General features: G+C 69.6%; 17 protein-coding genes. 8 read left to right on the top strand and 9 right to left on the bottom strand.

Annotated features, from left to right (window positions below):
* The first annotated feature begins 362 nt into the window (after window positions 1–362).
* Window positions 363–854 carry a hypothetical protein gene (locus tag AB0M02_RS15415; RefSeq protein WP_364226738.1) on the top strand — a complete coding sequence of 164 codons (492 nt, stop codon included), beginning with the start codon at window positions 363–365 and terminating at the stop codon, window positions 852–854.
* A gap of 65 nt (window positions 855–919) precedes the next feature.
* On the opposite strand, the gene AB0M02_RS15420 is transcribed toward AB0M02_RS15415, so the two are convergent.
* Window positions 920–1315, bottom strand: coding sequence for a VOC family protein (locus AB0M02_RS15420; RefSeq protein ID WP_364226740.1), 396 nt, complete (start codon window positions 1313–1315; stop codon window positions 920–922).
* A 138-nt stretch (window positions 1316–1453) separates the two neighbouring features.
* Complete coding sequence (locus tag AB0M02_RS15425) at window positions 1454–2047, bottom strand: sugar O-acetyltransferase (RefSeq protein ID WP_364226742.1); 594 nt, start codon at window positions 2045–2047, stop codon at window positions 1454–1456.
* 53 nt (window positions 2048–2100) lie between these two features.
* Between AB0M02_RS15425 and AB0M02_RS15430 the strand changes: the two genes are divergently transcribed.
* On the top strand, window positions 2101–2346 hold the full coding sequence (locus tag AB0M02_RS15430; protein WP_364226744.1) for a DUF2630 family protein: 246 nt from the start codon (window positions 2101–2103) through the stop codon (window positions 2344–2346).
* A gap of 105 nt (window positions 2347–2451) precedes the next feature.
* Here AB0M02_RS15430 and AB0M02_RS15435 read toward each other — a convergent pair whose 3' ends face one another.
* Together AB0M02_RS15435 and AB0M02_RS15440 are read right to left on the bottom strand one after the other, a co-directional pair.
* Window positions 2452–3381: an RIO1 family regulatory kinase/ATPase gene (locus tag AB0M02_RS15435; RefSeq protein WP_364226747.1), complete on the bottom strand. Its 930-nt coding sequence runs from the start codon at window positions 3379–3381 to the stop codon at window positions 2452–2454.
* 152 nt (window positions 3382–3533) lie between these two features.
* A complete protein-coding gene (locus AB0M02_RS15440) occupies window positions 3534–4181 on the bottom strand; it encodes an HAD family hydrolase (protein ID WP_364226749.1) in 648 nt (215 codons plus the stop codon).
* Window positions 4182–4344: 163 nt separating this feature from the next.
* Between AB0M02_RS15440 and AB0M02_RS15445 the strand changes: the two genes are divergently transcribed.
* The 6 genes from AB0M02_RS15445 to AB0M02_RS15470 all read left to right on the top strand — a co-directional run bounded on the left by AB0M02_RS15445 (window position 4345) and on the right by AB0M02_RS15470 (window position 8052).
* Window positions 4345–4920 carry a helix-turn-helix domain-containing protein gene (locus tag AB0M02_RS15445; protein ID WP_364226751.1) on the top strand — a complete coding sequence of 192 codons (576 nt, stop codon included), beginning with the start codon at window positions 4345–4347 and terminating at the stop codon, window positions 4918–4920.
* Window positions 4921–4981: 61 nt separating this feature from the next.
* Window positions 4982–5728 (top strand): SDR family oxidoreductase, encoded by a 747-nt coding sequence (locus AB0M02_RS15450; protein ID WP_364226753.1) that lies wholly within the window; start codon window positions 4982–4984, stop codon window positions 5726–5728.
* A gap of 8 nt (window positions 5729–5736) precedes the next feature.
* On the top strand, window positions 5737–6513 hold the full coding sequence (locus AB0M02_RS15455; protein WP_364226755.1) for a helix-turn-helix transcriptional regulator: 777 nt from the start codon (window positions 5737–5739) through the stop codon (window positions 6511–6513).
* Window positions 6494–7252: an SDR family oxidoreductase gene (locus tag AB0M02_RS15460; protein ID WP_364226757.1), complete on the top strand. Its 759-nt coding sequence runs from the start codon at window positions 6494–6496 to the stop codon at window positions 7250–7252. The genes AB0M02_RS15455 and AB0M02_RS15460 overlap by 20 nt, the downstream gene beginning before the upstream one ends.
* A complete protein-coding gene (mug, locus tag AB0M02_RS15465; protein ID WP_364226759.1) occupies window positions 7249–7803 on the top strand; it encodes a G/U mismatch-specific DNA glycosylase in 555 nt (184 codons plus the stop codon). The genes AB0M02_RS15460 and mug overlap by 4 nt, the downstream gene beginning before the upstream one ends.
* A gap of 21 nt (window positions 7804–7824) precedes the next feature.
* Window positions 7825–8052 (top strand): hypothetical protein, encoded by a 228-nt coding sequence (locus AB0M02_RS15470; protein WP_364226761.1) that lies wholly within the window; start codon window positions 7825–7827, stop codon window positions 8050–8052.
* A gap of 188 nt (window positions 8053–8240) precedes the next feature.
* Here the strand turns inward: AB0M02_RS15470 and AB0M02_RS15475 are convergent, their stop codons facing one another.
* The 5 genes from AB0M02_RS15475 to AB0M02_RS15495 form a co-directional block, all read right to left on the bottom strand.
* The gene (locus AB0M02_RS15475) at window positions 8241–8627 is read right to left on the bottom strand and encodes a RidA family protein (protein ID WP_364226763.1); all 387 of its coding nucleotides are present in this window, start codon (window positions 8625–8627) and stop codon (window positions 8241–8243) included.
* A 205-nt stretch (window positions 8628–8832) separates the two neighbouring features.
* Window positions 8833–9054, bottom strand: coding sequence for a hypothetical protein (locus tag AB0M02_RS15480; protein WP_364226765.1), 222 nt, complete (start codon window positions 9052–9054; stop codon window positions 8833–8835).
* The gene (locus AB0M02_RS15485) at window positions 9051–10985 is read right to left on the bottom strand and encodes an ABC transporter ATP-binding protein (protein ID WP_364226768.1); all 1935 of its coding nucleotides are present in this window, start codon (window positions 10983–10985) and stop codon (window positions 9051–9053) included. Before AB0M02_RS15485 ends, AB0M02_RS15480 begins: the two co-directional genes overlap by 4 nt.
* 89 nt (window positions 10986–11074) lie before the next feature.
* Entirely contained in the window at window positions 11075–11866 is a 792-nt protein-coding gene (locus AB0M02_RS15490; protein ID WP_364226770.1) for an enoyl-CoA hydratase/isomerase family protein, read from the bottom strand.
* Window positions 11863–12090, bottom strand: a complete 228-nt coding sequence (locus tag AB0M02_RS15495) for a helix-turn-helix domain-containing protein (protein ID WP_014441759.1) — start codon at window positions 12088–12090, stop codon at window positions 11863–11865. Before AB0M02_RS15495 ends, AB0M02_RS15490 begins: the two co-directional genes overlap by 4 nt.
* Window positions 12091–12522: the final 432 nt, after the last annotated feature.

The following is a 12522-nucleotide window of genomic DNA, read 5'->3' on the forward strand; positions in this document are numbered from 1 at the left end:
GGTCAAGAGCTTGCTGTCGTAGCGGGGTGGGGGGTACCGGACGTCGCTCACGCCGAGGGCCGCGCGGCGGCGAGCTGGCCGCTGACGCGTCCAGAGCGCTCACCACCACCCGGCGACGTGCGTGAGTGGTTGCGCTCTAAAACCACACCCTCGTCCCCTTGCTACCGACCTGTCCGCCATATCCGTCCTGTCCGAACAGTCGGTCACGCCGGCCAAGCACCCGTCCCCCACCCCACCATTCCGCGAAATCGAACCCCGAATTGCGGTCATCACTTCAGGGACTTTCAACGATCTCTTCAGGCGACGATATTTGACCGCGGCGGCCGCCATTTATTCTTCGGCACAGTCGACGGGGAGTCGAATTGACCAGAACAGCAGCACGCCGAGTCTCCATCGCGGCCGCCATCGCCGTCGCCGCGACCACCTTCGCCCCGGCCGGCGCCGCCCTCGGCGCTCCCGCACACCAGTCCACCCCAGAACGCCGCGCCGCCTCCGTCCAACTCGCCCGCCGGGCCTCGCCGGTCACCGTCAACTGTGGATGGGTGACCTGCTCCGCCTATGTAAGCCGCTCAGCCACCAAGAGCATCGCCGGCCGCCTCCAGCGTTATCAGAACGCATCCTCCGGCGCCATCGGCGTCGCAGCCGGGGCCGCGTGCGCCGCCACCGGCATCGGCGGTGTCGTCGCCGGCGTCTGCGGCGCCGTCGGGATCATTTACGGTGGATTCGCTGTCGACCAATTCGTCCATGCCGCGAACACCAATGCCTGCGTCCGTTTCCGATACGTCCGGACGCCCCACCCGCCCTATTATTCCGCGCCGCTCATCTACGTCGACCGCAGCAAGTACTGCCACTGATCCGCGCTGAGATCGTGGCGAGTCGCACCCGAATACGGACCGCGACTCGCCACGATCCCATGGTGTCAGACAGCGGGGCCCAGAAGATCCCACTTGTTGCCGGCGATGTCGAGGAAGACCGCCACCTGGCCGTAGGACTCCGTCCGCGGTTCACGGGTGAAGCGGACACCGTGGGCGCGCATCCGCTCGAAGGTGGCGGCGAAGTCGTCGACCTGGAGGAAGAAGCCGACCCGGCCCGCCATCTGGTCGCCGACCGCGGACTCCTGGCGGGGACCGTCGGCGCGGGCGAGCAGCAGGCCGGTTCCGCCGCCTGGTGGGCGAACCACGACCCAGCGCTTGGGGCGGCCGTCGTTGGTCAGCGACGGGGAGTCCTCGGTCAGCTCGAAGCCGAGCACCTCGGTGAAGAACGCGATCGCCGGGTCGTATTCGGCGACGATCACGGTGACCAGGTCGACGCGCATCACGGCCTCTTGTCGGTCTCGGGGATCACGCAGGCCGCCAGCCAGTCTCGTCGGCGTAGGGGATCATGCGGGCCGCCAGCAGGTCTCGTCGGCGTCGGGGATCATGCGGGCCTCCAGCCGGCCCGTCGGCGTCGGGGATCACGCGGGCCGCCAGCCGGTCTTGTCGGCGTCGGTGATCTCGCGGATGACCCGGGCCGGGACGCCGGCGGCGACGACACCCGCCGGGATGGAGCGGGTCACGACGCTGCCGGAGCCGATCACGGTGTCGTCGCCGATGGTGACACCCTGGTTGATGGTCACGCCGCCGCCGACCCAGACCCGGTTGCCGATGGTGACCGGCTTCGCGTAGCACCCGCCGGCCACGCGTTCGGCGGCGTCGATGGCGTGGTTCGAGGTGTAGATTCCCACCCGCGGCCCGAACAGCACGTTGTCGCCGATCGTGATCCCGCCGCCGTCGAGCAGAACGCAGTCGAAGTTGGCGTAAAAGTGGTCGCCGACGCTGATGTGGAAGCCGAACTCGCACCGGAACGTCGGCTCGAAGTGGCAGTCCCTGCCCACCGCGCGCAGCAGGCGCCGCAGGATCGCCTCCCGCTCCTGCTGCGGCCGGCCGAAACTGGCGTTGTACTCGTTCGTCAGCAGCACGGTCCGTTCCCGCGCCTCGACGAGCTCGGTGGTGAGGTCGTTGTACATCCGGCCGGAGAGGATGTGCTCGCGCTGGGCTTCAAGCGTCACGTCATGATCGTGCCACGTGTCGTTGTGGAGGGACCGCGCCGTAGGCTTCGGGCATGGATGACAAGAGTGTGCTGGGCCGGATCAACGGCCTGGTCGAGGAAGAGCACGAGCTTCGCCAGCAGCTGAGCCAGGGCAGGATCTCGTCCGACGAGGAGCACGCCCGGCTCAAGGAGCTGGAGGAGTCGCTGGACCAGTGCTGGGACCTGCTGCGCCGGCGCCGCGCGGCCCGCTCGGCCGGGCACGACCCCGACGCGGAGCAGGCCCACGGCGTCAGCGAGGTTGAGAACTACCTCCAATGAGCGGTCGTCCCGGTCGCGGCCGCCGTGGACGCGGCGGCCGCGGACCGGGCCGTGGCCGAGCCGTCAGCGCCGGCCGACCCACAGCCCGGCCACTCCACCGGGCCGTCAGCGCAGACCCGCCTCGTAGTACAGGCGCTCCACCAGGCCGTCCGCGTCGACGTCCAGTCCCCGGGCCCGGAACCAGTTCGCCACGTTGTGGACGTCCCGTGCGATGAACTCGCCGCCGCGCGGGTTGGCGATCACGTCGACGATCTGCGGGAGGTCGATGAGGACCAGCCGGCCGTCGTGGACCAGCGTGTTGTACGGCGAGAGGTCCCCGTGCGCCACCTGCGCCCGCGCCAGCACCGACAGCGCGTCGGTCATCTGCCGCCACAGGTCGGCGATCAGGTCCGCGTCGGCACGCACCTGGGCCAGTCGTGGCGCCGCCTCGCCGGTGTCCCAGTCACCGACGAACTCCATCATCATCTCGGTGCCGATGAGCTGCACCGGGTACGGCACGCAGACCAGCCCGCTCTCCTGACCGATCTCCCACAACCGGCCGAGCGCGTCGAACTCGGCGGCGGCCCACTGACCGGCGATGAGCTCCTTGCCGAACGCGGTCCGGTTGGTCATGGCCCGCATCTCGCGGGACCGGCGGACGCGACGGCCCTCCAGGTATCCCGCGTCGCGGTGGAACAGCCGGTGCTCGCCGTCCCGGTAGCGTTTCGCGGCCAGCATGCTGACCCTGTCGGTGCCCGGAATGGCCCGGCGCACCAGGAAGACATCCGCTTCCTTGCCGGTTTTCAGCATGCCGAGCTCGGTGTCGACGGCAGCGTGTTCGGTGCGCACCCAGTCGGGGCGAGGCTCGGGACCGTGGAGAGCGCCGTCCCACGTGGACCAGCGATCGCCCTCCTCGGGCAGATCGGGGTCCTCGTGGAGGGCCGGCTCGAGCCGGCCGCGCTTCAGACCGTGCTTACCAAAATCGCCAGGCTCGTCGTCGTCGAACTTGCGGCGCCCACGGCGCATGGTGGAGCTGTAAGAATCGTGCTCGCGCACTGGAGGATCTCCTCAGAGAAAGAAGTCAGAAAGGGAAGCCGGACAGCAGGCATCACAAAGACAGCCATGAGGTCCACCCCCTTCTCTCTCGTCGGATCAGCGCTTGCGGGCCAACTTTGCAGGACGCTCCAGGGCCCCGCAACCTATTTAATTCAACGGGTCGCCATGATGGCCGAGATCCCCTGGATCACGTTGCCCACCACGCGCGTCGGGGCGAACCGGTTGTCCACCCACTCCCGCCCGCGATGCACCCAGACACTGGGCAGGCCCATCGCGGCCGCGCCGCCGATGTCGGCCTCCGGGCTGTCGCCCATCACCCACGCGCCGCTCAGGCGCATCCGGACCCGCTGCGCGGCGAGCGCGAAGATCCGCGGGTTGGGCTTGCTCACGCCGCACTCCTCCGAGATCACCCAGTCGGCGACATAGCGGTCCAGGCCGGTACGCCGAATGCGCGTCTCCTGCTGCTCGGCGGGACCGTTGGTGACGACGACCGGAATGAGCCCGGCGTCCCCGGCGATCTCCAGCGCGCAGCTCACCATCGGGTCCAGCCGCTCGAACGCGAGTGGCCCCTCCTTGAGCTCCTCGACCATGTCGATCGACGAGACCCGCAGCTGGTAGCGCTCGCGGATCAGGTCGGCGAGGTCCCACCGCGACGTCAGGCCGTCGGCGTCCACCGAGACCAGCCAGTCGAGATCCTCGTGCGGAGCGGCGATCTCGTCCAGGAAGCCTTTCGCCCACAGGCGGAACGCACCACTGCGATCGAGCAGGGTGTCGTCCAGCGCGAGGAAGACTAGAGGCACCCGGGCACTTTACGTGAGCAGCGACGGAAGCGAACAGTCCAGGAGTGTTAACAAAACGGGGACACGACGACGGATTTCGCATCATCCGATCGTGGGATGACGCAGGTTAAAAAGCCGTACGTACGGATTGCAAGCACGCGGGGCACCGTGACACGATCAGCGCGTGCCCCGGGTTAGTCAGGACCAGCTAGACGCGCGCCGCCACGAGATCCTCACCGCGGCCCGTGCCTGCTTCGCGCGCTTCGGATACGAGGGCGCCACGGTCCGCCGGCTCGAGGAGGCCACCGGCATGTCCCGTGGAGCGATTTTCCATCATTTTCGTGACAAGGAATCACTGTTCCTGGCCGTGGCCGAGGACGACGCCGCGGCGATGGCCGAGACGGTCACCCGCAACGGCCTCGTCCAGGTGATGCGCGACCTGCTGGCGCGGGCCGGCAACAGCGAGGGCGACACGGCCGGCTGGCTCGGGACCCAGCTCGAGGTCTCCCACCGCCTGCGCACCGACCCGGCGTTCGCCAAACGCTGGGCACAGCGCTCCGCCGCGATCGCCGACGCCACCCACGAACGCCTGCAACGCCAGCGCGACGCCGGCGTCCTCCGGCAGGACGTCCCGGTCGACGTGCTCACCCAGTTCCTCGAGCTCGCCTATGACGGCCTCGTCCTCCACCTGGCCACCGGCCGTCCCGCCGGCGAACTCGCGCGTGTCCTCGACGTGGTCGAAGAGGCCGTGCGCCGCTGAGCTCCTCCCGTACATCTGCATGGGGTTGCGAAGCGCGCAAAGCGTGAGGTAAGGCACAAGCATGCGAAAAACGGGTTCCGCACTCGTGACGGGCGCCTCCCGCGGGCTGGGCGCGTCGATCGCCCGGCGGCTGGCGGCCGACGGCTGGCCCGTGGCGGTCAACTACCTGCCCGATCCCGGCGACGCCCAGCGCGTCGTCGACGGGATCGTCACCAACGGGGGCACCGCCGAGGCCTTCCGCGCGGACATCACCGACGAGGCCGCCGTCGACGCGCTGATCGAGCAGGTCGAAGCGCGGCTCGGGCCGGTCGCCGTGCTGGTGCCGAACGCGACCGGGCCGCAGCCGTCGAAGCCCGCCCTCGACGTCTCCTGGCAGGATCATCTCGATCAGCTGCTCTTCTTCGTGAAGAGCCCGTCGCTGCTGATGCGCGCCGCGCTGCCGGGGATGCGCAGGCTGGGCGGTGGGCGCATCGTGCAGATCGGGTCGGAGATGCCGGAGCGGGCGGCGCCGGGGATGTCGGCCTACGCGGCGGCGAAGGCGGCGCAGATGTCGCTGACCCGGACGTGGGCGCGGGAGCTGGGGCCGCTCGGGGTGACGGTGAACCTGGTGGCACCGGGGTGGATCCCGGTGGAGCGGCACGCGTCGGTCGCGGCCGAGCACGTGGAGGCCTACCGGCGGGACGTGCCGCTCGGGAGGATGGGTACGCCGGACGAGATCGCGGACGTGGTCGCGTTCCTCGCCTCGGACGGTGCCCGTTTCGTCACCGGCGAGCGAATCACCGTCAACGGTGGGTACACGATGGACTAGGAGCTCCGATGAGTGAGGTGGGGCGGCTGCTGCGGCATTGGCGGGACGACCGGCGGATCAGTCAGCTCGACCTGTCGGCTCGGGCCGGTGTCTCGGCACGCCATCTGTCGTTCGTGGAGACCGGGCGTTCGCGGCCGACCAGCGAGATGATCCTGCGGCTGGCGGAGGAGCTGAACGTGCCGCTGCGGGCGCGCAACGAGCTGCTTCTAGCCGGTGGTTTCGCACCCTTTTATCCTGAAAAGTCGGATGATCGATCGCTGGACACTATTCTCCGAGCGCTACGCACCGTGCTCGCCGGGCACGAGCCCTGCCCGGCCGTTCTGGTCGACCGGCATTGGACCATGGTCGACGCCAACAACGGCGTGGCGCGGTTCACCGCGGGCTGCGCGCCGGAGCTGCTGGAACCGCCGGTGAACGTGCTGCGGCTCGCACTGCACCCGGACGGCATGGCGCCGCGGATCGAGAATCTGGCGCAGTGGCGTACCCATGTGCTGCACCGCCTCGACCGGCAGACGGCGGCGACCGGCGATCCGGTGTTGCGGGAGCTGCGGCAGGAGCTCGCGGACTATCCCGGCGGCTCGACCCGTGACGAGCCGGACGGACTGGTCGTGCCGCTGCGCTTCGACGGCCTGAGCTTCTTCAGCATGACGTCGGTGCTCGGTACGCCCCGCGACGTCACCCTCTCCGAACTCGCCGTCGAAGCGTTCCTGCCGGCGGACCCCGCCACCGCGGAGGCGCTGCGGCCGGAGATGGCAGGATCGGTGCATGGATCTCGGGCTGGCTGATCGCGTCTACATCCTCACCGGGGCCTCCCGCGGGCTCGGCTTCGCCACCGCGCGGGCCCTCGTCGGCGACGGCGCCCGGGTGGTCATCTCGTCCCGGTCGGCCGACAGCGTCGACGAGGCCGTCGCCGAGCTGGGCGCGAGCCACGCGGTGGGCGTGGCCGCCGACCTCAGCGACCCGGCGACGCCCCGCGAGCTGGTCGACGCGGCGATCGAGCGGTTCGGCCGTCTCGACGGCGCGCTCGTCTCGGTGGGCGGCCCGACGCCGGGCACGGCCGCGAGCATGACCGACGACCAGTGGCGGGCGGCCTTCGACACTGTCTTTCTGGGCTCGGTCCGTGCGGCGCGCACGTTCGCCTCGGCGCTGCCCGAGGGTGGCGCGGTCGGGCTGGTGCTGTCCACCTCGGTGAAGACACCGCTGTCCGGGCTCGGCCTGTCGAACGGGTTCCGGCCGGGCCTGGCGATGGTGGCCAAGGACATGGCGGACGAGTTCGGCCCGCGCGGCGTCCGGGTGCTGAGCATCCTGCCGGGCCGGTTCATGACCGGCCGGAACCGGGAGCTGTTCGCCGCCTCGGAGGACCCGGCCGCGGCGATGGCCGAGGCGGCGGCGGGCATCCCGCTGCGTCGCATCGGCGAACCTTCGGAGTACGGGCGGGTCGCGGCGTTCCTGCTGTCACCGGCGGCGAGCTACGTGACCGGCGCCGCGGTGTCGGTGGACGGCGGCTCGCTGCGAACGCTGTGAGCCGCCCGAACGCGGAGCAGGTCGCCGCCGCGGCCGGGCGGACCATTCCCGACCTGGTCGGCCCCGATCTGCGGGTGCTCTTCTCCGGGATCAACCCGAGCCTTTACTCGGCGGCCACCGGCCATCACTTCGCCCGGCCCGGCAACCGTTTCTGGCCGGCGCTGCACGCCGCCGGTTTCACCGAGCGACTGCTGCATCCTTCGGAGCAGCATCTGCTGCCGGGCCTGGGCCTGGGAATCACCAACGTCGTCGCGCGGGCCACAGCCCGCGCCGACGAGCTGTCGGCAGAGGAACTCATCGCGGGCGGCAAGCTTCTAGAAGATTTGGTACGCGAAACCGCACCCGTCTTCCTCGCCGTCCTGGGTGTGACCGCCTACCGCACCGCGTTCGGCCGGCGAAAGGCCCGCATCGGCCCGCAGCAGGAGACGCTCGCCGGCGCCCGGGTCTGGGTCCTGCCGAACCCGAGCGGCCTGAACGCCCACTTCCAACTGCCCGACCTGGCCGCCGAGTTCGCCCGACTCCGCCAGGCCGCGGACATGCATGCATCATGATGCGCAGATTGACATGAGGAGATGCTCACCACCATCGATCTCCCCGACGACCTGCACCGTCAGGCGATGTCGATCGCACGGGACACGTCACGCAGTCTCAGCGAGACCGTCGCGGACCTCATGCGGCGCGGACTCGGGCAGGGTTCCGCCGCCGGTGTCTCCCGCAGTGAGGTCACCGGTCTGCCCCTGGTCCGGCTCGGCAACACGATAACCACCGACGACGTCCGGGCACTGGACGACGAGCGGTGACGAACCTGCTGGACGCCAACGTCCTGATCGCCCTCGTCGTCGAGGAACACGTCCATCATGAGGCCGCCGAGAGGTAGTTCGCCGGCACCGCACCGATCACTGAGGGCAGCCTGGTGCGGCTCCTCATACGTAGGGCCAAGCTCCACGCAGACGTCGCCGACCTCGTCCCGGTGCGATCCTGACCCGAGTCAGGCGGCGGCGATCACCTCAAGTTCGATAAGCCAGTCGTCGGAGAGGGTCTGGACGACTATCGCGGTCGTCGGGATGAGGCGGCCGCCCAGCGCACGCACCCGGGCCTCCGCGTTCTCCTCCGCGAACGCCACGTCCCGCAGGTAGCTCGTCTGCCGGACGATGTTGTCGACGCTCATGCCGGCCGAGGCGAGGATCGCCCGGATGTTGTCCCAGACGAGCTCCAGTTGCTCGGTCAGTCCCGCGCCAGCCTTACCTGCCGGGTCGAGGCCCATCGTGCCGGATATGTACAGCATCCGCTCGGCCCCGCGGACCTCCATGGCGTGGACGTAGTCATCGGTGGCCGCATAGACGCCGTCGACCGGGTTGCGCGCAACCATCTCCATCCGCCTGAGCCTAGAGCCTGCCCTTCGGCCGCGTGATCCCGCGAGCGCGAGACGAGGCCCGCCCGACGCCCAGCGGCAGGCGGGCAGCGGCACGCGGCGGAAGGCGGAAGGCGGAAGGCGGCGGGCGGGCAGCGGAAGGCAGCGGGCGGCGGGGCGGGCAGCGGAAGGCAGCAGCAGGCGGAAGGCCGCGGGGGCAGGCGGCCGGTCAGTCCCGCTCGAAGCGGTCGTCTCCCGGGCGCGGTGGCAGCACTCGCTGCTCGTGGATGGCGGTCTCCCGGCGCATGCGGTCGGCCGACGGGTGCCAGGCCTCGTCGATCGCGCCCATCATGCCGCCGCCGATGCCCCTGCGGCGGGCCCACGCCGCGAACCGCATCAGGGCGAAGCCCATCGCGGCGAGCACCACGAGGAGGACCGCGAACTCCGTCACGGCTCGACCGTACCGGCGGGGACGGTCACGATCTCCACGTCGTCGCCGGGAACGCCGGACGGGCTCGGGCCCACGGCGAACTGTGTCCTGTACAGCTCGGCGTAGAGACCACCGGCCGTGATCAGGTCCTCGTGCCGGCCGCGCTCGACGATGCGGCCCTGGTCGAGCACCAGGATCTGGTCGGCCTCACGGATCGTGGAGAGGCGGTGCGCGATCACCAGGGCGGTCCGGCCGCGCAGCGCCTCGGCGAGGGCGCGCTGCACCGACGCCTCGGACTCGCTGTCCAGGTGGGCGGTGGCCTCGTCGAGGATCACGATCGAGGGCTGTTTGAGCAGCAGCCGGGCGATCGCGATGCGCTGCTTCTCGCCGCCTGAGAAGCGGTAGCCACGCTCGCCCACGACGGTGTCCAGGCCCTCGGGCAGTGCCCGGATCAGCCCGTCCACCTGGGCGGCCTCCAGAGCCGCCCACATCTGCTCGTCGGTCGCGCCGGGCTGTGCGTAACGCAGGTTCTCGGCGATGGTCTCGTGGAACAGGTGCGAGTCCTGGGTGACCACGCCGACCGCGTCGCGCAGCGAGTCCAGCGTCGCGTCGCGCACGTCGACGCCGCCGATCAGCACCGCGCCGCCGGACACGTCATAGACCCGGGAGACCAGCATCGACGTGGTCGACTTGCCGGCGCCGGACGGGCCGACCAGCGCCACCATCTGTCCAGGCTCGACGGTGAAGTCGAGGCCGCGCAGCACCGGCGGGCTCTCGGTGCGGTCCAGGGCGGCGACGTCCTCCAGGGTGGCGAGGGAGACCTCGGCGGCGCTCGGGTAGCGGAAGTGCACGTCGCGGAACTCGATCCGGCCCGATCCGGCGGGAATCGTCACGGCGTCGGCCTTCTCCGCGATGCCCGGCTTGAGGTCGAGCACCTCGAAGACGCGGTCGAAGGAGACCAGCGCGCTCATCACGTCGACCCGGACGTTGCTCAGCGCGGTGAGCGGACCGTAGAGGCGGGTGAGCAGCAGTGCCAGGGTGACGACGGTGCCGGCCGAGACGTCGCCGCGGACCGCCAGCCAGCCGCCCAGACCATACGTCAGGGCCTGCGCGAGCGAAGCGACCAGCAGCATCGCGACGAAGAACGTCCGCGAATACATCGCCTGCTCGACGCCGATGTCGCGGACCCGGGCGGCGCGCTCGCCGAAGCGGCCGGCCTCGACGTCCGGGCGGCCGAAGAGCTTGACCAGCAGCGCGCCGGAGACGTTGAAGCGCTCGGTCATCGTCGCGTTCATCTTCGCGTCGAGGTTGTAGGACTCGCGGGTGATCTCGGCGAGCCGCTTGCCGACCCGGCGCGCGGGAAGGATGAAGACCGGCAGGAGCAGCAGCGACAGCACGGTGATCGGCCAGGAGAGGCTGAACATCACCACGGCGGTGAGCACCAGCTGGATGACGTTGCTGAGCACACCGGACAGGGTCGACGTGAACGCGCGCTGTGCGCCGACGACGTCGTTGTTGAGCCGGCTGACCAGGGCGCCGGTCTGCGTCCGCGTGAAGAACTGGAGCGGCATGCGCTGCACGTGGTCGTAGACCCGGGTGCGCAGGTGGAGGATGATGCCCTCGCCGATGCGAGCCGAATACCACCTCTGTGCCAGAGACAGCAGGGCGTCGGCGACCGCGAGGCCGGCGATCATGAGGGCCAGGCGCACCACCGTGCCGGCCGCCTCCGGGCCGCCGCCGGTGATCGCGTTGATGACGTGGCCGGCCAGCAGCGGCGTGGCCACCCCGATGCCGGCCGCGATGACGACGGTCAGCAGGAAGACCGTGATGTCGCGCCGATAGGGCTCGGCGAACCGCACGATCCGGCGGGCGGTGCCGCGCCGCACCTGGTGGGCACGCACCTGATCCGAATTCTGGATCGAGCGCAGCATCGTCCAGCTGGGCATGGACATGCGTCACCTCCCGGGGCATCGGTCCGACGGACAGCACAGAGTCTGCCGCGTGGGTACGACAACCCGGGAGGTATGAACGCTATTCCTGGTTACTCCCCTGATCCGAGCAGCTCACTGAGCCGCCGGGTCTGGGCCTCTCGCTCCGCACGGTCCTGTTCCGCGTACGACCTCTGGGTCGCGCCGCTGATCAGTCCCTTGATCTCGGCGACCGCGCCGGCGTCGGCCGCCAGCACCGCCGCTGCCAGATCGGCGACTGCCGAATCCAGCTCGGCCCGGGGCACGACCGCGGTGGCCAGTCCGGCCCGGTCCGCCTCGTCCGCCGAGATGCGCCGTCCGGTGACGCAGATCTCCAATGCCCGGGACGGTCCGACCAGCTCCGTGAGCCGCTTCGTTCCGCCCAGATCGGGCACCAGGCCGAGTGTCACCTCGGCCATCGAGAATCGCGCGTCATCGGCCAGAACACGCATGTCGCAGTTCAGTGCCAACTGGAAGCCGGCACCGATCGCATGTCCTTGTACGGCGGCGATTGTCACAATGGACGGACTCCGCAACCAGGTGAACGCGGTCTGGAAGACAGCAATCTGATCCGCGCACTCGGACGCGGACAACTGTGCCAACCGGGCAAGCGAAGAATCGCCGTCGCCCCGTGCGGCCGACAGATCCAGGCCTGCGGAAAACGCGCGTCCCTCACCGCGGACAATGACGACGCGGACGTCGCCCGCCAATTTCCGCGAAATGTTGCCGAGCTCCGTCCACATCGCCGGAGTCTGAGCATTGAGAACGTCGGGCCGGCACAACGTCACCGTCGCGACCGGCCCGTCCTGTTCGTAACGAACGCCTACCTCGTCGGATGCATCGGGCCCGGCGTTGCCGGACGTCACGCCTTCTTGCGGCGGCGAGCGCCACCACGCTGGCGCAACTGCACACCCGATTCGGTGAGCACGCGGTGCACGAATCCGTAGGACCTTCCGGTGGAAGCGGCCAGCGCGCGGATGCTCTCGCCGGAGGTGTAACGCTTCACCAGGTCCTTGGCGAGCGACTGCCGCTCGCTACCGACGATTCGACGACCCTTCTCAGTACTGGTAGCTGTGCCAGTGGCTGCCATCTTGAATCCTCACGTCGCAGACAGTGCGGTCAGATACGGTCCCACCTATTACACCGTCTCCAACGATCATGCGCCAGGTATCCGGCGTGCGTGAACGTGCCCATTTATTACTGTCAGGAACTTGACGGTTACCACGGGCATCAATGTCAGACACTTTGCTGACAGTGCGCGTCAGTGCATTTCCTGGGCGGCGGCGTGACCGGCGCCGCTCCGCCAAGACCATCGATCACCTGCGGAAACACTCGATCGAGGCAACCCGCAGGTGGGGGGCATGACCGCTCCGGAGAGTGGTGTGATCGCTCCGTGGGGTGACGAAAATTTCGGTCGGGCACCCGACTCGGCGCGCCCGACCTGCCCGCAAACGCCTGAATATCGCACTGTCTGTGTGGGCACCAGTTGACAACCAACGATGCCCTTGACCTTCCGGCCCGG

This window comes from Actinoplanes sp. NPDC051861 (assembly GCF_040681145.1).
Taxonomy (GTDB): Bacteria; Actinomycetota; Actinomycetes; order Mycobacteriales; family Micromonosporaceae; genus Actinoplanes.